This window comes from Chryseobacterium sp. MEBOG07, assembly GCF_021869745.1.
Taxonomy (GTDB): domain Bacteria; phylum Bacteroidota; class Bacteroidia; order Flavobacteriales; family Weeksellaceae; genus Chryseobacterium; species Chryseobacterium viscerum.
Window position 1 is genome coordinate 3,518,880 of record NZ_CP084579.1, and the last position, 20,894, is coordinate 3,539,773.

Annotated in this window: 22 protein-coding genes; 14 read left to right on the top strand and 8 right to left on the bottom strand. The window is 35.9% G+C overall.

The genetic code is table 11. From position 1 onward, the window contains the following. The first annotated feature begins 70 nt into the window (after positions 1 to 70). The gene (locus tag LF886_RS16205; RefSeq protein WP_236850565.1) at positions 71 to 1,672 is read left to right on the top strand and encodes a S8/S53 family peptidase; all 1,602 of its coding nucleotides are present in this window, start codon (positions 71 to 73) and stop codon (positions 1,670 to 1,672) included. Positions 1,673 to 1,856: 184 nt separating this feature from the next. Here the strand turns inward: LF886_RS16205 and LF886_RS16210 are convergent, their stop codons facing one another. Further along, complete coding sequence (locus tag LF886_RS16210) at positions 1,857 to 4,391, bottom strand: phosphoenolpyruvate carboxylase (RefSeq protein WP_236850567.1); 2,535 nt, start codon at positions 4,389 to 4,391, stop codon at positions 1,857 to 1,859. Positions 4,392 to 4,411: 20 nt separating this feature from the next. Here LF886_RS16210 and LF886_RS16215 point away from each other — a divergent pair, with 20 nt between their 5' ends. The 6 genes from LF886_RS16215 to LF886_RS16240 all read left to right on the top strand — a co-directional run bounded on the left by LF886_RS16215 (position 4,412) and on the right by LF886_RS16240 (position 8,425). Next, a complete protein-coding gene (locus LF886_RS16215; RefSeq protein ID WP_236850569.1) occupies positions 4,412 to 5,095 on the top strand; it encodes a hypothetical protein in 684 nt (227 codons plus the stop codon). A gap of 316 nt (positions 5,096 to 5,411) precedes the next feature. Further along, a complete protein-coding gene (locus LF886_RS16220; RefSeq protein WP_236850577.1) occupies positions 5,412 to 5,978 on the top strand; it encodes a Crp/Fnr family transcriptional regulator in 567 nt (188 codons plus the stop codon). A 56-nt stretch (positions 5,979 to 6,034) separates the two neighbouring features. Continuing rightward, a complete protein-coding gene (gene def / locus LF886_RS16225; protein ID WP_236850578.1) occupies positions 6,035 to 6,616 on the top strand; it encodes a peptide deformylase in 582 nt (193 codons plus the stop codon). A gap of 35 nt (positions 6,617 to 6,651) precedes the next feature. Beyond that, the gene (locus LF886_RS16230; protein WP_236850580.1) at positions 6,652 to 7,323 is read left to right on the top strand and encodes a hypothetical protein; all 672 of its coding nucleotides are present in this window, start codon (positions 6,652 to 6,654) and stop codon (positions 7,321 to 7,323) included. 54 nt (positions 7,324 to 7,377) lie between these two features. Then, positions 7,378 to 7,782 carry a hypothetical protein gene (locus tag LF886_RS16235; protein WP_236850581.1) on the top strand — a complete coding sequence of 135 codons (405 nt, stop codon included), beginning with the start codon at positions 7,378 to 7,380 and terminating at the stop codon, positions 7,780 to 7,782. A gap of 37 nt (positions 7,783 to 7,819) precedes the next feature. Next, positions 7,820 to 8,425: a hypothetical protein gene (locus tag LF886_RS16240; RefSeq protein WP_236850583.1), complete on the top strand. Its 606-nt coding sequence runs from the start codon at positions 7,820 to 7,822 to the stop codon at positions 8,423 to 8,425. A 255-nt stretch (positions 8,426 to 8,680) separates the two neighbouring features. On the opposite strand, the gene lpdA is transcribed toward LF886_RS16240, so the two are convergent. Beyond that, on the bottom strand, positions 8,681 to 10,081 hold the full coding sequence (lpdA, locus tag LF886_RS16245; protein WP_236850585.1) for a dihydrolipoyl dehydrogenase: 1,401 nt from the start codon (positions 10,079 to 10,081) through the stop codon (positions 8,681 to 8,683). A 66-nt stretch (positions 10,082 to 10,147) separates the two neighbouring features. Here lpdA and LF886_RS16250 point away from each other — a divergent pair, with 66 nt between their 5' ends. From LF886_RS16250 to LF886_RS16270, 5 genes are all read left to right on the top strand, one after another. Then, complete coding sequence (locus LF886_RS16250; protein WP_109738152.1) at positions 10,148 to 10,555, top strand: winged helix-turn-helix transcriptional regulator; 408 nt, start codon at positions 10,148 to 10,150, stop codon at positions 10,553 to 10,555. 156 nt (positions 10,556 to 10,711) lie between these two features. Further along, positions 10,712 to 11,875, top strand: coding sequence for an iron-containing alcohol dehydrogenase (locus tag LF886_RS16255; protein WP_236850586.1), 1,164 nt, complete (start codon positions 10,712 to 10,714; stop codon positions 11,873 to 11,875). A 297-nt stretch (positions 11,876 to 12,172) separates the two neighbouring features. Then, positions 12,173 to 12,634 (top strand): lipocalin family protein, encoded by a 462-nt coding sequence (locus LF886_RS16260; RefSeq protein WP_103231770.1) that lies wholly within the window; start codon positions 12,173 to 12,175, stop codon positions 12,632 to 12,634. 64 nt (positions 12,635 to 12,698) lie between these two features. Beyond that, positions 12,699 to 13,355: a GDSL-type esterase/lipase family protein gene (locus LF886_RS16265; protein WP_236850588.1), complete on the top strand. Its 657-nt coding sequence runs from the start codon at positions 12,699 to 12,701 to the stop codon at positions 13,353 to 13,355. Between the two features lie 10 nt (positions 13,356 to 13,365). Then, a complete protein-coding gene (locus LF886_RS16270; RefSeq protein ID WP_236850589.1) occupies positions 13,366 to 14,331 on the top strand; it encodes a tetratricopeptide repeat protein in 966 nt (321 codons plus the stop codon). A 39-nt stretch (positions 14,332 to 14,370) separates the two neighbouring features. On the opposite strand, the gene LF886_RS16275 is transcribed toward LF886_RS16270, so the two are convergent. From LF886_RS16275 to LF886_RS16295, 5 genes are all read right to left on the bottom strand, one after another. Beyond that, positions 14,371 to 15,723 carry a DEAD/DEAH box helicase gene (locus LF886_RS16275; protein WP_236850591.1) on the bottom strand — a complete coding sequence of 451 codons (1,353 nt, stop codon included), beginning with the start codon at positions 15,721 to 15,723 and terminating at the stop codon, positions 14,371 to 14,373. Positions 15,724 to 15,907: 184 nt separating this feature from the next. Next, complete coding sequence (locus LF886_RS16280; RefSeq protein WP_236850592.1) at positions 15,908 to 16,417, bottom strand: hypothetical protein; 510 nt, start codon at positions 16,415 to 16,417, stop codon at positions 15,908 to 15,910. Positions 16,418 to 16,480: 63 nt separating this feature from the next. After that, positions 16,481 to 18,130: an ABC1 kinase family protein gene (locus tag LF886_RS16285; RefSeq protein WP_236850594.1), complete on the bottom strand. Its 1,650-nt coding sequence runs from the start codon at positions 18,128 to 18,130 to the stop codon at positions 16,481 to 16,483. 117 nt (positions 18,131 to 18,247) lie between these two features. Further along, a complete protein-coding gene (locus tag LF886_RS16290; protein WP_236850595.1) occupies positions 18,248 to 18,454 on the bottom strand; it encodes a cold-shock protein in 207 nt (68 codons plus the stop codon). A gap of 39 nt (positions 18,455 to 18,493) precedes the next feature. Beyond that, the gene (locus LF886_RS16295; RefSeq protein WP_236850597.1) at positions 18,494 to 18,703 is read right to left on the bottom strand and encodes a cold-shock protein; all 210 of its coding nucleotides are present in this window, start codon (positions 18,701 to 18,703) and stop codon (positions 18,494 to 18,496) included. 182 nt (positions 18,704 to 18,885) lie between these two features. On the opposite strand from LF886_RS16295, the gene LF886_RS16300 reads away from it, so the two are divergent. Further along, positions 18,886 to 19,050, top strand: a complete 165-nt coding sequence (locus tag LF886_RS16300) for a hypothetical protein (RefSeq protein WP_165835285.1) — start codon at positions 18,886 to 18,888, stop codon at positions 19,048 to 19,050. Between the two features lie 81 nt (positions 19,051 to 19,131). Next, positions 19,132 to 19,314, top strand: coding sequence for a hypothetical protein (locus tag LF886_RS16305; protein WP_103231778.1), 183 nt, complete (start codon positions 19,132 to 19,134; stop codon positions 19,312 to 19,314). Between the two features lie 59 nt (positions 19,315 to 19,373). Here LF886_RS16305 and LF886_RS16310 read toward each other — a convergent pair whose 3' ends face one another. After that, entirely contained in the window at positions 19,374 to 20,882 is a 1,509-nt protein-coding gene (locus LF886_RS16310) for a carbon-nitrogen hydrolase family protein (protein WP_103231779.1), read from the bottom strand. Between the last annotated feature and the right edge of the window lie 12 nt (positions 20,883 to 20,894).

The window sequence follows — 20,894 nt, forward strand, 5'->3', positions numbered from 1 at the left end:
AAAATAAGGAATTTAAAATCCTATCAAAAATTTTATTGATTTTGTTTTTATCTTTATACAAAATAATCTTATGAAAAAACTTTTACTCTTTTGTTTCCTAACTGGTTATCTCAACGTATCTGCACAATCAGAACTTGTTTTTGTTTATTTCACAGATAAGCCTAACAAAGCTGCGTTTTATGCTAATCCACTTTCGGAACTCAGTCAGAAATCACTCAACAGGCGTACTGCATTGGGTGTTTCGCTTAATGATCAGGATGCTCCTATTGAACAGTCTTACCTTCAAAACCTTCAAAATTTAGGGTTTACCGTTACAGATTATTCCAAATGGCTCAACGGAGCAGCGGTAAATGCCACACCGGCACAAAAAACTTTACTTCAGTCCCAATCTTTTGTTTCATCTGTTGAAAGCTTTGCCAGAAACAGTTCTACTACCATAAAAACGGCGCCGGTAAAATGGAAAGATGATGTTATCCTCAATAAAACGCTGACCAATTTTAACTATGGTTCCGGTGCAGGGCAAATAGACCAGGTCAATATAAGGCCTCTTCACCTGGCCGGCTATACCGGAACTGGAATTTCTATAGCAGTAATTGATGCAGGATTTCCTACGGTGAATACAGGAACTGCTTTTTCAAGGTTATGGACAGGCAATCATATAAAAGCATCCTATGATTTTGTAACCAAAACCGCAGATATTTATAATACAGCTCTCAGTCCGCACGGCTCTGTTGTTTTAGGGGCTATTGGCGGCTACCTTGAAAATATTTTTGTAGGAGCTGCCCCAGATGCTGATTTCTATCTTTACCGCAGTGAAAATGCTGCCGTAGAAGTTCCGGAAGAAGAGTTATATTGGATTGAGGCGGCTGAAGAAGCAGACAGAAAAGGGGTTGAAATCATTACCTCATCACTGGGGTATAATGTTTTTGATGATACCCGTTACAATTATATCTATGCAGATATGAATGGAAGCACTTCCTTCATTGCCCGCGGAGCCGAAATCGCTGCTGAAAAAGGAATTTTTGTACTTGCAGCTGCCGGAAATTCAGGGCAGCAGCCATGGCATTATCTTATGACCCCATCCGATAATGCTAAAGTATTTTCAATCGGATCTGTAGATTCTGCCGGAAATGCATCCGGATTTTCATCTTTCGGACCCAACTCTCTCGGAGTGGTAAAACCTGACGGAAGTGCTCAGGGTACCGGTACCACAACAGTTTATGATAATGCGACTGTTATTGTAAACGGAACTTCTATTGCTACCCCCATTGCAGCCGGAGGTGTGGCGTGTCTTATCCAGGCATTTCCAACGATGAGCAGAGAGCAAATAAGGACAAGATTAAGACAAACTGCTTCTCTGTATCCTGCTCATTCGGATCAGATAGGATATGGTATTCTTAATTTCGGAAGTTTGTACAACATCGTTCTGAATACTTCTGAACTTGTAAAAAAGGAGAGATTATCCATATTCCCAAATCCGGCTAAAAATATTCTAAATATCGCTTCAGAACAAGACATCATGTCTTTGGAAATCTATGATAACCTGGGAAGATTAATCAGAAAAAGTAATAACCAGAAATCTATAAAAGTAGAGGATTTTGCAAAAGGGACTTATTATCTGAAAATTCAGACAAAGGATAAAGTTTTGTATGAAAAATTCTTAAAGGAATAATTTTTTTGTTTCTCGCAGATTATACAGATTCAGCAGATTCAATTCCATATAACATCTGCGCGATCTGCTTAATCTGCGAGAGATATTATCGTTTTAATAATTATGAGCTATAGCTCGTGGATGATTTATAATAAAAAAACGGGCTAAAGCCCGTTTCTATTGATATTCCTGTTTTTTTTATAATTTAAGCCGAGTTTCTGCTCGCATTAATATTCCCGAATAAAGACCGTGTCACCAGCTTCCCGTAAGCTTCCAAATCACCTTCTCCTTTCTGAATTTTCATCAAGGCATATTGCTGGATACTCAATAATGGAAGTACAATCTTTTCACGGATTTTCACTGATTTTCTGGACAATGGATCTTCTTCCTGCAGCATTTTAAATCCTGTCAGCTCCAGCATAATATCTCTTGAAAGCTCATATTCATCGAAAAGAACATTCCAGAAGGCACCGAATTTAGGATTGCTTTTAATATAATACGTCAAAGGGAAATACGACTTGTTCATACTCATCATTGAGTTCAAAACTAAAGTTTTAAAGAAATCTGAACCTTTGTACAATTCTCTTACTTCTTCAAATCTCCCTTGTTCTTTCATCTTCTGCATCGCATATCCAAAGCCGAAAAACCCTGGTACATTTTGCTTTAACTGTGACCAGGAACCCACAAATGGTATAGCCCTCAAGTCTTCAAATTTCAGTTCACTTCCGTTTCCTCTTTTTGAAGGACGGCTTCCAATATTGGTTTTCCCATAATATTCCAATGTACTCATCTCCTGAAGATAGGGAACAAACATAAGATGGGCTTTCAGGTCAGAATATTTCTGGTAACTGATATCTGCTAATTCTATAATTAAAGCTCTCTCCTTTTCTGTAAGGTCTTTCTTTGCATTTTTGAATACATCATTTTCCACCCCAGCCGTCAGCAGCTGCTCAAAGTTGTATTTTGCTTGTTCTTTATTTCCAAAAATACTGGTAATTGTCTGTCCCTGGATAGTCAGTTCAATTTTATTATTGGCAATCGTTTTTCCTTGGGAAGCATAGAAATCGTGGGTTTTTCCTCCTCCTCTGGCCGGCGGACCTCCTCTACCATCGAAGAATACAACTTTAATATTATTCTGTTCGGAAAGCTTTGTCAGCAGTTCTTTTGCTTTATAGATCTCCCAATTGGCTTTTAAATATCCTCCATCCTTTGTTCCATCTGAGAACCCAAGCATAATGGTCTGTTGATTTCCTCTTTTTTCAAGATGCTTTTTATACACAGGATTCTGATACAGTTCATTCATCACATGCTCAGCATTGGCAAGACCTTCCATCGTTTCAAAAAGCGGAACAATATCCATATTGATTTCTTCGTCCCTATACCCGCAAACTTTAAAGAATGCATAGACATTCATCACATCTTTCACCGCATCAGAATTGGAAATAATATAACGGTTCATTCCTCTCAACCCGTTTAGGTTCTGAATTTCCGAAACCTGTGAAACTGTTAATAAGGTATCCTTTACAATATCTTCAAAACCTTCTGTATTTATTTTCTCAGAAACCTGAATCAGCTGATTGAATTTCTGTTCATCATCTGCCTCTTCATTTCCATATACTTTTGCATAAACCTCATCAATGACTTTCTGATGAATCCTGCTGTCCTGGCGAATATCCAATGTAGCAAAGTGAGTCCCAAAGATCATTACACGATCTCTGAAATTAGCCAAAAGATCCAAAAACAAAGAGTTATGTTCATTCACCAATATTTTTTCTGCTTCATCAGCTTTCTTTAAAATATCTTCTGCCGTAATATTTTTTCCATCAAAAATGGCAGCATACAGTTCTTCGCTTAATTGGGTTAAAACTTCAGAAACCCCTCTGAAACTCAATCTCCTTCTGATGAATTTCAAATGGCTGTAATACGATTTCAGAATGGCTGAACGAAGTTCTTCCGCTACTCTTTTTGTCACATCAGCAGTTACAAAAGGATTTCCATCCCTATCTCCTCCAGGCCAGAAACCAAGCTGGATAATATCTTCATGAAGGTGGAAATGCCCGTTGCCAAAGGTCTTTTTGATCTTTGTAAACAGCTCTCCAATGGTATCATAATACACATATCTCAGGTATGAAATAATACTCAGGGCTTCATCTATCGGAGTGGGTTTTTCCTTATTAACAAAAGGTGTTTTCCCCAGCTGCTGCAGAAGCATATCAATCTGAGTGACAGAATCACCGGTAATAGCACCTCTCAAATCCTGAATAATTCTTTGTACTGAGCTTGGGTAAAACTGAGTGGGGTGTGCCGTAAATACAACCTTTATACTAAAATCCTTCAATTTTTCACGTACTTTTTCAATTTTATGATCCTGAAAAGAACGTTCAAAAAGATTGGTCACCGTACCGCTGTCGCTTTCAGAATGAAGGTTGGGAAATGCCGCATCTTCAATACTGTCAAACAAAACCACCTGTCTTTCTATATACTGAATGATTTTGAAAAGCAGTTCAAGCTTTTGCTCTTCATTCTGAAGATCGGTATGGTTTTTAAAAAATTCTTCGACGATATCTTCAGGAGTCTTTCCTGCTTCATAGCCGATTCTGCTTTCTTCATAAAGAAATGGAAGCAGCATCCCGATATTCGTCATTTTATCATAAGGCAGGCTCATAAATAATGAATTGTAGATCTGGAACTTATTTTCCACAATCTGCCTGAATTTTTCTGCGCGTTGGTCGTGTATCATAGTAACAAATGTAAGTGATTTTGAAATTAATTAGATTGACAAATGACAAAAAATATAGTCATAAAAATGAAATTTATATTAATTTTTCTTCAGGAAAATTGATTAGTTTTGGCTTCCTTTTAAAACTTACCATGATCAAATTCAACTTCAATGCCGATGTGAATATCAAAACAAATGGAAATAAGGTCGATAAAAAGGGACTGAAGATCGTCTTAATGGTATTTGGTTTGTTTTTTTTGCTTGTTATTTCTTCAATAATAGGTTTTCTCTTTTTCATTTCTAGTAGCCTAAATTCCATGAAACAGGCTGTGGATGATTATAATGAACAATTAGATTCAGTTGCCGCTTTACCAGTTCTGAAATGTAAAATCTATACTGATAAAGCCATCATATCCCCTATGTCAGGAAAAGAAGCTGCATTCTATTTTCTTCGTGTTGGTTATGTTAATTATAGTACTTATAAAATGACCAAACGTCCATCTGAAATTTACGAAAAGTTTGATTACAGCGTCATTGCAAAGTATCCTAAAGGGGCTCAGCTTTCAGTCAATGGTCAATTATATCCTATTGATTTTAAACTATGTATCCCAGATAATATAAGTGGTGCAGAACATTTCACACAGGACACTTACTCCACCAATTACAAAACATCTTATTATTTAAAAATTATAGACCAACAGAAAATCATAAGATCTCTGTCTTAAAAGATCAGCATCCGTGGGTTAGCTCATTTCTTGAACCCTATGGTTTAACCAATCTGCTGGTGAAAGAATATGTTTTTAAAAATGGTGATTCGGTTTATATCAAAGGTAAAATTGAAAATGGCCGAATTGTTCCGTTTGTGGAGCATATGATCAACTAAATGTTTTGATAAAAAAACAAAATAGACTTTCATATTGTTCTTTATTGTTAAAGCACTAAAATAAAGATAGTTTAAATATATTAATTCATCAAATTCAATCAAAAGAGGAATGCCTACCTTTCTAAAAAACAGTAATTTTATAGATTATTTAAATATCTATGGGATATATCAGAGAATATTACGAACAGATCGTCAAGCTGCAGGAATCGGAATGGGCGTTTATAGCGGGGCATTTTCACAAAAAAGTTTTTGCTAAGAATGAAATTTTTACTCAGCAGGGTGATACAGAGAATTATTTATCTTTTATAGAGTCCGGGCTGGTAAGGTTTTATATTCCTGATGATGAGTATGGCTATACTTTCAGTTTTAGTTTTGAAAAAGAATTCAGCTGTGCCTATGATTCTTTTCTTACCCAAACTCCTTCTGAGTATGAAATGCAGGCTCTGACAGAGACTGTGGTATGGCAGATTTCTTATGATGATCTGCAGAAGATCTACAGCCAGACTAATGTAGGGAATCAATTGGGACGTTTTGCTTCTGAGAAACTGTTTCTGGCTAAAAGCAAAAGAGAGCTTTCTTTACTGAAGCTTACAGCTAAGGAACGTTATCTGAAGTTATTTACAGAACAACCGGAAATGCTGAGACGTGTTCCTTTAAAATATATTGCTTCCTACATCGGAATTACACCGCAGGCTTTAAGCAGAATCCGCAGACAGATTAATTAACATAGGTTCATTGCATATCCTTTCTCTTCTGCTGAACTTTGCTGAAAAATAAGACAATGAATTTATCTATTCTCGCCTATGGAAACTGCATTTTAAAGCAGAAATGCCTGCAGATTGAAGAAAATACTCCTGACCTACAGACATTGATCGCCGACATGTGGGATACCATGGAAAACGCCAATGGCTGCGGTCTTTCCTCTTCTCAAATCGGAAAACCTTTACAGCTTTTCATTACTGACAGTCAAGTGGCTTTTGAAAATTTTGATTCGGAAGACCGAATCCTGTACTTTGAGAAAAATGACAAAGGCATAAAAGAAACTTTTATCAATGCAAAAATCATCCACACTTCCGAAGAAACCTGGGAAGATTATGAAGGATGCCTAAGTATTCCCGGACTTTCTCAAAAGGTAAATAGACCCTGGGAAATTACTATTGAATACCTGAATCAGGATTTCATAAAGCATACTAAAGTCTTTACGGGTTTAACAGCCAGAATTATCCAGCATGAATATGATCACACACAGGGAATTTTATATACCGACCGTCTGAAACCTCTTACAAAAAAATTGATGGAATCTAAGCTTAAAAAAATTGTCTGCGGGAATATTGCTGTGGGATATCCGATGAAGTTTTTGTAGATTTGATACTCATCATATAGGTAAAATTCTATAAAATGATAAAGTTTAGTTCTGGTCTTATTTTTTCAGCTGTTTTTGCAATATTATTTTTAGCAGCAGGATTTTATTTTATAAATCTCTACCCTGTCTTTTCTCTTCCATTTTTTATTGCATTCATACTCAGTATCATTCTTTTACACAAAGAATATGATCAGCAAAAAAATCCAGCTGGTTTTGACAAAAATAATATCCCGAAAGAAATTAAAATCAGATACCCTATTTCAAGTAGTCTCGTTACCATATTGACATATTCTATATTTCCTGCTGTTGCCATTTTCGGACTTATTATTTCCAGACAACGTTTTAATTTAAATGATTCTACGGTGTTCTTTATAATAGCACTGTTCCTTAGTATTTTTATTTTGGCTTCATATTTAGAAATGAAAAAAAAATCAAAGACATTTATTATTATCAGTGATAATGGTATTCAACTGGGAACTCATCCCAATATGCAATGGAAGGAAATTCAGCAGGAAAAAATAATTACACGAAATGTAAGAAGCCAGAATCCCCGTCGTGATGGTACAGCAAGTATTAACTATTTATATTTATTTTATAATGAAAAAAAAATAGAAGTCAACATTGATGATTTCGATGTCACAGATGATCAGCTCGCACAAATTTTGAAAATATTTAGAGCTCGTTTTAATGATTCAGTTTCACTATAATTTTGATTACAAAACATTAATAACTAATTTTACTTTTCACACCATCCATAATCCATGAAAAAAATATTTACTTTTTTACTCATAGCATTTCTGTTCATCTCATGTGAAAAAGATTGTTACAATGCACCCCTGCCCATCCTTTTTAAGTTTGTAGATTCTAATGATGAAAATCTTATTGCCAACGGGACATTGACAAGCTATTCGATTCAGGAAGAAAATAATGCCAATGTACAATTATCCAAAACATCTGACAATATGGTTATTTTGGAAAACGTGGGTGCCTATAATGGTACAAAAAAATATAGTTTCTCTTCCAATGTTAAATCTTTTGATTTTTCAATCCAATCATCAGAATTTAAAGGAGGGTGTGATGGCTATCAAATCAATAAATTAACGTTTAAAGGTGTAGGTATTGATGTAACTGATGAAAAAGGATATTATAAAATTGTATTCAAATAATTCTCTTTCTTAAATTTGCACAGGAAACACATTCTCTATGAAAGTAATCATCGCATTTTCTCTGATATTCTCCAATCTGCTTTACAGCCAGATTAAGGTTCCTGATGATTATAAAAAAATTCCTGACATTCTTGATACCATAGATTATCTCTATCCGTTTATTGTACCGGCTAAAGACTATGCTTACTGGCGCGTTTTCAGCAATGATATTGATTATGAAAAAGCAGTGATCTATGAAAGTCAGGCTCCCGATTTTATGACGATCAATGAACCTGTTCCTGAAAGAGGTTTCTTCCAAAAATGTATTGGAAACAACTGCTTTTCATATATTCTGGCGTGCAAAAATGAAAGATCTGTTTATTTTTCTAATGAACAGCAGTTGAGAGATTTTATCGGAACGGTAGATAATCTTCCTGAAGCTATTTTACTGGCAAAAACATATGGTTATTCTGTAGATACCGGTAACCGCTTTACCGGGGCCTATACAATTGAAGACCGTCATATTTCCATGTATCTTATGCAATCTAAGGGCTGTCCGGCTGTGAAAGAATCTTTTTTAGTTAAAATCAATAGAAAAACCGGGAAGCTGGAAGCGAAAAGTAATGGTATTTATGCAAAGGATGAAAACTGTTCTTCTTTGTAGTATATTTTTTGAAAACGCTAAGGCGCAAATAAATTTACAAATGCTATACTTTAAGACGCAAAGATTTTATCTGTGATAAAATTGATAACCGAATATTTTAAACCATTAAGATTTTTTAAGCTGATAAGAACAGTTAAGGAAATAGCTAAAGCTATTTTACTCAGTGATCTGCTTTATTTTCCCTTCAGAGATAGATCTTAATTATTCTTCACTTCTTCACAGATCTTAATGGTTTAATTTTTAATACTGCTTCTTTTATATATTAATTGCTCCCTGTCCGGAAGCAATCAGATAAGCTTCTTTCAACGTTTCAGAATAAGTTGGATGGGCATAGGAAATACGGAACATATCTTCTGCGGTCACTTCAAATTCCTGGGCAATAACACCTTGGGCGATCAGATCGGCAGCTCTGGCTCCAATGATATGAACACCCAGCACTTCACCATATTTCGGATCTACCAAAACCTTGGCAAATCCTTCCATATCCATTGAAGCCCGAGCCCTTGCACTGGCTGAAAATGGAAATTTCCCTACATTATAGGCTATATTATTATTTTTCAGATATTCTTCGGTATATCCTACTGAGGCTACTTCCGGCCAGGTATACACCACAGAAGGAATTCGGTTGTAATGAATATGGCGTTTCTGTCCGTTAATGGTTTCTGCTATAAAAACTCCTTCTTCTTCAGCTTTGTGAGCCAGCATTGCTCCCCCAATAACATCTCCGATAGCATAGATATTGGAAGCTGACGTCTGATTATTTTCATTCACTTTAATAAATCCTCTCTCATCAAGCTGTACATCTGTGTTTTCAAGACCGAGACCTTTTACATAAGGGCTTCTTCCTACCGCCACTAAAATATAGTCTGCTTCTAACTCTCCTTCTACTCCATTTTTATCTTTAAAAAACACTTTGGCTGCAGAACCTGTATTCTCCGTTTTATAAACAGCCTGATTAAGACGAATATCAATTCCTTCCTTTTTAAGAATTTTCTGCAGATTTTTTCCCAGTTCATGGTCCATCGCAGCAATCAGGTGGTCTGCATATTCCAGAATGTTCACTTTTGTTCCGATACGGTTGAAAATAGAAGCCATTTCTACCCCGATTACTCCTCCTCCAATAATTACCATGGATTCTGGTTTTTCTTGTAAAGACAATGCCTCTGTGGAAGTAATGATTCTTTCTTTATCAATTTCCACTCCCCGAATGCTTGAAGGTTTTGAGCCTGTTGCGATGATATAATGCTGTGCAGTAATCTCTTTTACTTCAGATCCGTTTACAATTTTCACAGTAGAATTATTGACAAATCCTGCTGTTCCTGTCAGCCTTGTAATTTTATTTTTATTCATTAAAAAGTCGAGACCTCCGGTATTCTTTGAGACTACATCTGCCTTTCTCCTATACATTTGTGAGAAATCAAGTTCTATAGTATCCAGTTTAATCCCATGGTCATTGAACTTGTGCTGTGCATCTGCATAATGATGGGTACTGTCCAGCAAAGCTTTGGTTGGAATACAGCCTACATTCGTACATGTTCCCCCTAAGGTATCATACTTTTCTATAATCACTGTTTTATATCCCAGCTGTGCACTTCTTATGGCTGCTACATATCCTCCGGGTCCTGAGCCTATTACGGCAATGTCATAATGATCCATTTGATTTATTAATTTTTATGATTAAATTTACTTGCAAAATAAAAGTATTATTTTAACATTAACAAAATGAGTAAAAAAAGATCCACCTGTCCGATCAGCTGTTCACTGGAAATGTGGGGTGACAAATGGTCCCTGCTCATCATAAGAGATCTTATGCTGAAAAAAGAATGTACCTATGGAGATTTTCTTAAAGCAGACGAAAAAATTGCCACCAACATCCTGGCTTCCAAGCTTCAGAATCTATTGGATAATGGCATTATTGATAAGAAAGACCATCCAGATAGCAAATTGAAAATTCTGTATTTCCTGACTCAAAAAGGAATTGATCTTATTCCTGTAATTGTGGAGATCAATCTTTGGGGCGATCAATACCTGACTATTCCTGATGACCGGAAAAAGCTTCTGGAAGACATAAAAAGAGATAAGGAAGATTTTATAAAAAGAGCAAAAGCATATCTTTCTCCTGAAGTTTAATAAACTTATGAAAGCATATAAAAAGAAATATTACCAATACTTCTAAACAGCTAACGGCAATAGCTTTCATAAAATTTAATAATAGCAATTTTAAAATTTCATTAACTCAGTTTTCCTTTTTCATTCCGTAAATTTGACTAAAATAAATTTAGAACAATGCTTAATTTCGAGTTTAAAAATCCTACAAAAATACTTTTCGGGAAAGGCGAAATCGCTAAAATTTCCAAAGAAATTCCTAAGGATGCAAGAATATTAATGATTTACGGTGGTGGAAGCATCAAAAATAATGGGGTATACGACCAGGTAAAAGAGGCTTTGAAAGTTCATGAAGTATATGAATTTGGCGGAGTTCCTGCCAATCCAGAATACGAAGTCTTAATCAATGCCCTTAGCTTTATTAAAGAAAAAAATATCACTTACCTTCTTGCTGTAGGTGGCGGATCTGTGATTGACGGAACCAAGTTTATCTCTGCAGCAGCCCATTATGATGGTGAGCCATGGGATATTCTGAAAATGCCGGTAAGAACATTTGAAGGACAGGGAATGCCTTTTGGGAGTATTCTGACGCTTCCTGCAACAGGTTCTGAGATGAATTCAGGATATGTAATCTCAAGGAGAGAAACCAATGAAAAACTGTCTTCAGGAGGTCCTGGACTTTTCCCACAATTTTCTGTGTTAGATCCGGAAGTCATCAGATCTATTCCAAAAAACCAAATCGTTAACGGGATTACAGATGCTTATACTCACGTATTAGAGCAATATATGACGGCTCCTTCTTCTGCCGACCTTCAGGAGAGAATTGCAGAAAGCATTCTGATCAGTCTTCAGGAAACAGCTCCTAAAGTGTTGGCCGATGACTTCAATTACGATGCTGCCGGAAACTTTATGTGGTGCTGTACAATGGCTCTGAACGGACTGATACAGAAAGGAGTGATCACAGACTGGGCAGTACACGCAATGGGTCACGAACTGACCGCCTATTTCGGTATCGATCATGCGAGAACCCTGGCGATCATTGCTCCATCCCACTACCGTTATAATTTTGAAGATAAAAAAGGAAAACTGGCACAATATGCTGAGAGAGTTTGGGGAATAAAGGACGGAACTGTAGAAGAAAAAGCAGAACTGGGAATCAAAAAAATGGAAGAATTCTTCCACAGTCTTCACATTAAAACCAAACTTTCTGAATATACAGAAGACTTTAACGGAACGGCTGAAAAGGTTGAAAAAGCCTTTACAGAAAGAAACTGGGTAGGTCTTGGAGAGTATAAAAAACTGACTCCGCAGGATGCTTATAAAATTGTAGAGATGAGCTACTAGAAATTCAAAGTTTCACTTTAAAGTTATAATGTCCCGTCTTAAGCTTTGGCTGAAGCGGGATTGAATGAAAATAGATGGTAAGCGGGCTAAGGTCCGCTTCTTTTTATTTTGGTTGTTGTATTGAAAATCCTTTATTTCTTTAAATCAATTTTAATATTTTAACGGCTTTATCTGCTCAAAAATAGTGATTCGCTGTTCAGAATTATTCAATTTACAAACATTCGTTTAAAAATTCGTTATTTCATTATAGATATTTCAAATTTATTTATATTTTAGCATATTCTTAAATTTGTGAAAATGAAAAAACAGCTACTTTTATTTGCCTTTTCTGCCCTAGCGCTTACTTCTTGTAAAGATGACAATCTTGATGCATACGAAATGGATATCATGAAGGGAGATTGGAAGGAAGTTAAAAGGGAAGTAATTTCCGGAAAAGATAATAAAACAGTGCTTTATACTGAAACTTTAACAGGGTGTGCAACTAAAAATACTCTTTTCTTAAGAACAGATTATTATGTAAGCTACACAGCGTATACGGGAGAAGGTGCCAACTGTACTGCAGCTCCGAAAACTGAAGGAAGATATACCTACGATGCTGATTCGAAGATTATAGGAATCAAACTTGGTGATGATGCATCAATCAACTACAAAGTGGAGGTCTTGACAGGCAAAGATCTTAAACTTGCTCAGCAATCAGGAATCTTTGATATGAATGGAGATAAAATTCCTGACATTCCTTACGTTACCTACAAAAGATAAATCATAGACTCCCGTTAATCGGGAGTTTTTTATTATTTTTATATCTAATTTAAAACTGAATATAATGAAGAAGATTCTTACAGCATTTCTGTTGCTGTGTTTTACTATTGCCTTTTCTCAGGAAAAAAAGCCGATGTTCTGGCAGGACATTCAGGAATTCAAAAAACAGGATCAGCAAAACCCACCACAAAAGGATGCCATTTTATTTCTGGGGAGCTCATCATTCACCAAATGGACTGACATCGCTGATTATTTCCCTGACAAAACGATTATCAACAGAGGATTCGGGGGATCAAGGCTTACGGATCTTAATGATTTTGCGAATGACCTTTTAGCTCCTTATCAACCTAAGCAGATCATTATTTACTGTGGTGAAAATGATTTTGCAGACAATCATCAGTTAAAAGCACAGGTCGTTGTCGACAGGTATAAAGCTTTTTATAAAAAAATACGTGAACGATTTCCTGCTATTGAAGTAGATTATATCTCAATCAAATACTCGCCGAGCAGAGAGGTGATCTGGCCACAAATGAAAGCTGCCAATAAAAAGATTGCTGCTTTTATGAAAAAAGAACCTCATGCAGCATTCATTGATGTGACTAAAGTAATGGAAGATGCTAACGGAAATGTAAGAAAAGATATTTTTGTGGAAGATATGCTTCATTTTAAGCCGGAAGGGTATAAAATCTGGACTAAGATAATCACTCCTTATCTGAAATAAACTACACCCCATGATAAAAAAACCAATAACCACTCTTTTTTTTGTTTTACTGTATTCTCTTTCATTTTCTCAGGAAAAACCGAATGAAAAAACAGTTCTTCAGGAACTTTCAGACAATGCCTGTAAGTGTACTGATTCTATTAGTCTGTCTAACCGGAAGAAGGAAGATATCCTAAAAGATGTCCATGAATGTATTGATAAATATACGGGAGCACTTCAAATCTCAACTCTTTTGAAAGGAGCAGAAAAACAATCCAAAAATGCACCTAAAGTAAACGGAAAAAAGCAGATTAATCTGACTTTTGATCCCAATAAGGATTCAAAGCAGTATACAGAAAGCTATAATGACCTTGAGCGCTATCTAATGCAAAACTGTGAAAGTGTAAAGAGGGCTGCCAAAACGACGGAAACTGAACATGACAAGTTCTCAGAAAATCAAACTGCTCTTGATTTTTACCAGAAAGCAGCTAACGCATCCAAAGAGGAAAACTGGAAGGAAGCAATTCAGAATTATGAGCAGGCTGTAAAGATTGATCCAAAATTTACTTACGCATGGGATAATCTTGGAATTACTTATAGAAGAGTTGGAGAATATGATAAAGCTCTTAATGCTTATAAACAATCATTAGCTACGGATCCAAAGGGTAAGATGCCTTTACAGAATATAGCGATCACTTATGTCTACAAAAAAGAATTTCAAAAGGCCATTGATGCTTATATAGATTTTGACAAAGCATATCCTGGTGATCCCGAAGTTTATTATGGAATGGGGCAAGTCTATTTTACTCACCTGAAGAATAATGAAAAAGGTCTTGACAATATCTGTAAAGCATATAGGATTTATTCCGAACAGAAATCGCCTTACCGATCAGATGCTGAAAAAATGATAGGATATATTTACAAGAGTATGAAAGAGGAAGGCAAGACCGATAAGTTTAAAGAAATTTTAAAAAACAACAAGATCCAATTTGATTAGAAAAATAAAAACTCCCAAAAAAATGGGAGTTTTTTTATCTTATTTCTTTCTTTTCGATTTCGATATTGCTTTCTGCTGAGCTCTGTTGGCCCCGAATTTCTTAGGGGTCTTTCTTTTGGAAGGACCACCCCAGTTTTCTTTTGTATTTTTACTTTTCTTCTCGTGGAAAGCTCCTCCTCCGTCATTCAGTTTTACCTGTACAGGGTTTTTCATGACAACCTGATCTTCTTCAGCAGCGATCTTTTTAGGATTGATCTTAACGTCTTCCGGGAATTCATTAAACTTCAAATCTTTATCCATCAATAGCTCTATATCAAGAATCAAAGGTTCTTCTTTTTTAGCTACAAAAGTAATTGCCTTTCCTTCTTTATCTGCTCTACCTGTTCTACCGATTCTGTGGATATACTGTTCCGGAATATCAGGCGTTTCAAAGTTGATCACATGGGTAATGTTTGAAATATCAAGACCTCTTGCCATTACATCCGTAGTAATCAAACCTCTGATCTCTTCATTTTCAAAACTTTTCATCGCTTTCAGCCTGTAATTCTGAGATTTGTTCGAGTGAATCACATCAAACTGCTCAGGGAAAAGCTCATCAATTTTGGTAAAGAGCAGGTCAGCATGTTTTTTATTATTATTAAAGATCAACACCTTAGACATATCTGTATTGTTCTTCAGTAAATGTTCAAGTAAATTGATCTTCGTATTAAAGTTTTCTACTTTATAAGCAGTCTGTTCTATTTTTTCAAGCGGCGTTCCAGATTTTGCCAATGAAATTTCTATAGGATTTGCAAAATACACATCCAACATTTCATCTACGGCTTCTGTCATGGTTGCAGAGAAAAGAATATTCTGTCTCTTCGCCTTCATCATTTCAAAAATATGGGTAAGCTGCGGTCTGAAACCTAAGTTAAGCATCTCATCAAATTCATCAATGATCAGTTTCTGAACTTCTTTCAGAGAAATAGCATTGTCTATGGAAAGGTCCATCACTCTTCCTGGAGTTCCAACCAAAATATCACAGCCATTATTGAATAACAATTTCTGAGTATTTATATTTTTTCCTCCGTATATTCCAATAACTCTTGCAGTAATATTTTCTGTCAGTTTCTCAATAATTTCAGTTACCTGTACTACCAATTCTCTTGTAGGAACAAGCACCAAAACAGTTGGATTCCCTGTTTTGCTGTATTTCCAAGCTTTAAGAACGGGTAAAAGGTAAGCTAATGTTTTCCCGGTTCCAGTCTGTGCAATTCCCATCACATCTCTCCCTGAAAGAATAGGCTTCAAGCTTTTCTCCTGAATGGGTGTAGGCTCAAATAATTCTAAATCCGCTAAAACATCAAGAATTTTAACCGGCAGGTCAAAATCTGCAAAAGTGAGTTTTTCCATTTTGCAAAGATAGGTATTTAATTAGAAGTTGAAAATTAGAGGGTGCAGATATTGGTTAGAGGGAGCAGATATTAGGTAGCAGGTGGTAGGTATTTGAGCTAAAGAATATTTCCTGATCATATAAAATGGATCAATATTGTATTTTGTACACAACTATCAATACAATAACAAGCCACTTTATCCTCTAATTCACCTTAACACTGGTACTCTTGATTTTGATGTCATCATCTTCCCATTTGCTTGAGGTAACGATAACGTATCCTTTCTTTTTCGGGTCTTTTTTGATGGGAAATTTATCCTCTTCCCACTGATTACAATGGGTGGAAATAGAAGGAATTAAAAGCTTCCATCCCGTTTTCCCAGATGTATACACCAGAAATCCCCGCCAACAGCTTGTACACCATCCCGGATAAATTCCAATTTCATCTTTTCCATCCTCATTAAGATCCCCAAGGTTGTATAAAGTTCCGTCATAAGCCGGCGAAACAGTAAACGGCTTTATCTTTTTATCACTGAAATAAACAGTGGTTTCACATTTTCCGTCACATTCATCAGTACAATCAGTGACTTTTGTATAGGCATATTCTTTGGTTCCGTTTCCGTCAAAATCGCCCTGTACTTTCTCCTCTTTTCCTTCCTGAGCCCAACAATATGAACTAAATAAGGTAATGGCTGTTATAATAAGTGTTTTCATTGTTATTTTTTGATTGTAAAATGCGGGATCGGAATCCATCCATTTCCAGCATTAACTTTTTCATCACTTCCTCGTAACTCTCAGCAAAAGTATTAAAACCAGAATTACTGAAAAAACAAAACCTAAGACCGCCACTAAAGATAACTCTCCTATTCTCGGCCCGGATTCTGAGGAAAAAACAATGGCTGTCGCTATAATATTGGCGCCTAAAATCATGGCTAAAATAAGATTGACCACACTGGATTTGATCAGCTGATTGGTTTTATCAATATTTTTGATCTCGCTGGAAATGGTAAATTTATTTTCATCCAGCTTTTGGAGAACGGAACGTAGTTCTTTTGGGATTTCATCCACATTATCTGTGAAATTCATCATCCTGTCCATTCCTGTTTTCAAAAGATTCTTGGGACTTATTTTTCTGGTGAATATCTTCTTTGTATAAGGATGAAGACTTTTAACGATATCCAGATCAGGATTGATATTTCTTCCAACCCCTTCTATCAGACTGATCCCTTTGAATAAAAGATAGAAATAATCCGGCATATAAAGCCTGTTGTCTTTCAAAATATTCTTCATCTTGTTGATCATCACCTGGACATTAATCTCCTGCAACGATGAGCTGTGAACAAAGTTCAGGATGTCTTCCACATCATTTTCAAACCTTCTCTCATCAGGAATTTCATAGCTTATCGCCATTTTCTTGAGGTAACGGACTATTTTATGAGAGTTTTTAGCGACAAAACTTACAATAAGATTTTCAAGAATTTCTTTATCATTAGGCTGAATTTTTCCTACAGCCCCAAAATCAATGAAGACTACTTTGCCGTCTTTTTTTACCAGAATATTTCCGGCATGAGGATCAGCATGAAAGAATCCGTAGTCTAAAATCTGGGAAACAAACAACCTCAATCCCACTTCAGAAACGTTTACAGGATCAATACCATTCGCCAGAAGAACAGATTTATCAGTCACTTTTATCCCATCAATAAATTCCATACAAAGAATATTGTTGTTGGAAAATTCTTCATAGACTTTCGGGACGTAGGTTTCTTTATTATTCTTAAAATTCAGACGGAACTGCAGGATATTATTTCTTTCATTTGTCAAAGAAACTTCTTCCAGCAACGATCTTTCAAAAGTGGAGATGGCCTGTTTCATATTCAGCTTCTCCCCTATCTCCGAATAAGCAGAAATCAGTTTTTCAATATCTTTGATGAGCAATAAATCGTCTTCAATAACAGACTGTACATCGGGTTTTCTGAGTTTTAAAATAACAGGACTTCCATCCTTCAAAGCGGCTTTATAGACTTGTGCAATGGAGGCTGTAGCCAGAGGTTCTTTCTGAATTTCCAGAAAATAATCTTTTACGGAGATATTGAATTCACTTTCTAGTGCTTCTTCAACATTCATGTCTACCACTTCTACTTTGTCCTGAAGTTTCTGCAGCTCCTGGATCAGTTCCGGAGGTAAAAGGTCTTCTCTGCTGCTGAATGTCTGACCAAGTTTTACAAAGGTAGGTCCCAGCTCTTCGAGAGCCAGTCTTATCCTTTCATACACTGTTCCTTTTGAAATAATCTCATCTGAATTGCCCGAAGGCTCTTCCTGCTTATTTCCTCCATTCATCCTTGCCAGCATGTCTTTAAATCCATATTTACTCAATACGGAAATCAGTCTTGCGGATCTTTTCAGTTTTCTTTGCTGCTTGTCAAACATAGTGTTTCAATAGTAAGTGCAATTTACTCCAAAAACTATTCCCAACTACAGTTTTATAATGGGGACCAAAAAAAACTGCCAGAATACCAGCAGTTTTTTTATGTTTATTTTTAAGATTTATGATGGTAAAACTAAATTACCTGCTTCTAATTTCCCTGTTTTTGATTTAACAATTTCAAATTCAACTCTCTGTCCCTCAGACAAAGTCATTAATCCTGCCGCTTTTAAAGCGGAATTATGAACAAAAATATCTACATCTCCATTATCAGGAGCAATAAAGCCATATCCTTTTGTTTGGTTGTACCACTTAACTATACCTGTCATTTCTTTATTAATTTTTAGTGATTTTTAACTCTGTTTATTTTAGTTGTTATCTACAACTCTCACATTTTCTGCTTGTGCTCCCTTGTTTCCCTGCACAATACGAAATTCTACAATTTGTCCTTCTGACAAAAATTTCGAAGAGCTGGCAATAGCCGAATGGTGACAAAAAATAGCATCTTCTCTTCCTTCCGGGATGATAAAGCCATAGCCTTTTTCCGCATTATACCATTTTACAATTCCTTTTTGCATAGTTTTTAATTTTTATTAATGAATAAATATAATGATTTTAAAGCATATGTTAAAAATTCAAACCAATAATCTACATTTCATAGATAAAATAACAACCATAATAACAAAAATCAACAATTAGTGATAAAGTTTAATATAATTATATATATTTACAGCGTACAAATAAAACAAAAGTATTAGACATGAAAAATTTACGTAACAACAAACTTTCAAGAGAACAATTAAAAGGGATTGCAGGAAGCGGAATCATTATCGGAAACTGCTCTAACCAATGCTGCCCTACTGATGGAAGACCAAGATGTCCAAGACTGATCTGCCCTGCGGTAGTATGTCCTCAGTACATGTAATTTACTCCGGTAAACAACAATAAAAGTGATTAAAAATTGGTTTTATTGTATACCACTATAACTTAATCAAAAAATATTCAAATGAAAAATTCACGTAACAACAAACTTTCAAGAGAACAATTAAAAGGAATTTCAGGAAACGGAATCTCTACCAATAAAAAGTGTACTTATGATTGCTGCCCTACTGATGGAAGACCAGTATGTCAAGATTTCATGTGTCCTGATGTAATTTGTCCTGGTACAGGTACTCCTCCTGAGTATTAATAAAATACTTCATTAAATTTTAGGTAAAATAAAACAGAATGCTTTCGCATTCTGTTTTGTTATTTAAGATAGGTTTCATAGAGGTCTTTTCTTCTGTCATTCATCACCTGAACTGAACCGTTGTGATGAAGGTCTTTCAATAGATTAAGGTCCACATCCACAATGAGTGTCATTTCTGTATTGGGAGTAGCTTCTCCTTTTACAGCATTAGAAGGGAAGGCAAAGTCTGAAGGGGTAAATACCGCAGCCTGCCCGAACTGGATATCCATATTGTTTACTCCCGGCAGGTTACCCACACAACCCGCAATTGCTACATAACATTCATTTTCAATTGCTCTCGCAGCAGCACAGTGGCGCACTCTGATATAGGCATTTTGCGTATCTGTAAGGTAAGGAACAAAAAGAACCTTCATTCCCTGGTCGGCCAGAATTCTCGGTAATTCCGGAAATTCTACGTCATAGCAGATTACAAGTCCTATTTTTCCGCAGTCGGTATCAAAAACTTTGATCTCGTTTCCTCCCTTCATTCCGTAATACTTTTTTTCGTTCGGAGTGATATGGATTTTTCTGTACTCATCAATACGCCCATCACGGTGCAACAGGTAGCTGACATTATACAAATCATTATTATCATGATCAAAAACAGGCATGCTTCCGGAAATAATATTGACATTATAACTGATCGCCAGTTCAGAAATTTTATTCTTTATTTCTTCACTTAATTTAGCCAACTCGATCATACTGTCTCTTTCTGAAAGCTTATTGAAAGGGGCTAAAAGCGGTGTATTGAAAAGTTCCGGGAAAAGAACAAAGTCTGATTTATAGTCTCCCATTACATTAACAAAGAACTCTACCTGCTCATAAAAAGCATCAATATTTTTAAAATGCCTCATCTGCCATTGTACCAATCCTAAGCGGATGATACTATCCTGCATCGTATTGGGCTTTTTGCTGTAATAGATATTGTTCCACTGCAGCAAAACAGCATTTTCCAACGATGATTCATCTTCGGGAAGATATTTTTTCAGAATCTTTATAGGAAGGAAGTTATTGGAAAGCTGGAAAGACAGCACAGGATCATAAATTTCCTTGTCTCTTACTCTTCTGATATATTCTCTTGGAGAAAGCTCATCACTATATTTATGATAGTTCGGAATTCTTCCACCCAGAATAATTGATTTTAGATTGAGCAGCTCACACAATTCTTTTCTGGCATCATACAATCTTCTTCCCAGACGCAGCTCCCGGAATTCCGGATCAACAAAAACTTCTATTCCATACAATACATTTCCTGTTGATAAATGGGTATTGAATGTATAATTTCCTGTAATATCAACATAGGTGTGGTCGTCCCCAAATTCGTCATAATTCACGATAATGGACAGCGCTACGGCAGCTAACTTTCCGTCTACGGTGATACAGATCTGACCTTTAGGAAATATTCTCGTAAGTTTTTCTATACTTTTTTTAGACCAGATAGATTCAGACATCTGAGGATACGCCCTTTTCATTGTCACCACCAATTCATCATAATCCTGAACAGTCAGGGGTCTCGTTTCTATTTGCATTTGATATAATTT

Excerpts from the sequence above, each read along its gene's own strand:
- LF886_RS16290 (WP_236850595.1), bottom strand. The coding sequence starts at position 18,454 with ATGACAGGTATAGTTAAGTGGTACAACCAAACAAAAGGATATGGCTTT.
- lpdA (WP_236850585.1), bottom strand. The coding sequence starts at position 10,081 with ATGGATCATTATGACATTGCCGTAATAGGCTCAGGACCCGGAGGATAT.
- LF886_RS16240 (WP_236850583.1), top strand. The coding sequence starts at position 7,820 with ATGAAAGTAATCATCGCATTTTCTCTGATATTCTCCAATCTGCTTTAC.
- LF886_RS16305 (WP_103231778.1), top strand. The coding sequence starts at position 19,132 with ATGAAAAATTCACGTAACAACAAACTTTCAAGAGAACAATTAAAAGGA.
- LF886_RS16210 (WP_236850567.1), bottom strand. The coding sequence starts at position 4,391 with ATGATACACGACCAACGCGCAGAAAAATTCAGGCAGATTGTGGAAAAT.
- LF886_RS16205 (WP_236850565.1), top strand. The coding sequence starts at position 71 with ATGAAAAAACTTTTACTCTTTTGTTTCCTAACTGGTTATCTCAACGTA.
- LF886_RS16295 (WP_236850597.1), bottom strand. The coding sequence starts at position 18,703 with ATGCAAAAAGGAATTGTAAAATGGTATAATGCGGAAAAAGGCTATGGC.
- LF886_RS16270 (WP_236850589.1), top strand. The coding sequence starts at position 13,366 with ATGATAAAAAAACCAATAACCACTCTTTTTTTTGTTTTACTGTATTCT.
- LF886_RS16310 (WP_103231779.1), bottom strand. The coding sequence starts at position 20,882 with ATGCAAATAGAAACGAGACCCCTGACTGTTCAGGATTATGATGAATTG.
- def (WP_236850578.1), top strand. The coding sequence starts at position 6,035 with ATGAATTTATCTATTCTCGCCTATGGAAACTGCATTTTAAAGCAGAAA.
- LF886_RS16255 (WP_236850586.1), top strand. The coding sequence starts at position 10,712 with ATGCTTAATTTCGAGTTTAAAAATCCTACAAAAATACTTTTCGGGAAA.
- LF886_RS16280 (WP_236850592.1), bottom strand. The coding sequence starts at position 16,417 with ATGAAAACACTTATTATAACAGCCATTACCTTATTTAGTTCATATTGT.
- LF886_RS16235 (WP_236850581.1), top strand. The coding sequence starts at position 7,378 with ATGAAAAAAATATTTACTTTTTTACTCATAGCATTTCTGTTCATCTCA.
- LF886_RS16265 (WP_236850588.1), top strand. The coding sequence starts at position 12,699 with ATGAAGAAGATTCTTACAGCATTTCTGTTGCTGTGTTTTACTATTGCC.
- LF886_RS16230 (WP_236850580.1), top strand. The coding sequence starts at position 6,652 with ATGATAAAGTTTAGTTCTGGTCTTATTTTTTCAGCTGTTTTTGCAATA.
- LF886_RS16260 (WP_103231770.1), top strand. The coding sequence starts at position 12,173 with ATGAAAAAACAGCTACTTTTATTTGCCTTTTCTGCCCTAGCGCTTACT.
- LF886_RS16285 (WP_236850594.1), bottom strand. The coding sequence starts at position 18,130 with ATGTTTGACAAGCAGCAAAGAAAACTGAAAAGATCCGCAAGACTGATT.
- LF886_RS16250 (WP_109738152.1), top strand. The coding sequence starts at position 10,148 with ATGAGTAAAAAAAGATCCACCTGTCCGATCAGCTGTTCACTGGAAATG.
- LF886_RS16300 (WP_165835285.1), top strand. The coding sequence starts at position 18,886 with ATGAAAAATTTACGTAACAACAAACTTTCAAGAGAACAATTAAAAGGG.
- LF886_RS16220 (WP_236850577.1), top strand. The coding sequence starts at position 5,412 with ATGGGATATATCAGAGAATATTACGAACAGATCGTCAAGCTGCAGGAA.
- LF886_RS16275 (WP_236850591.1), bottom strand. The coding sequence starts at position 15,723 with ATGGAAAAACTCACTTTTGCAGATTTTGACCTGCCGGTTAAAATTCTT.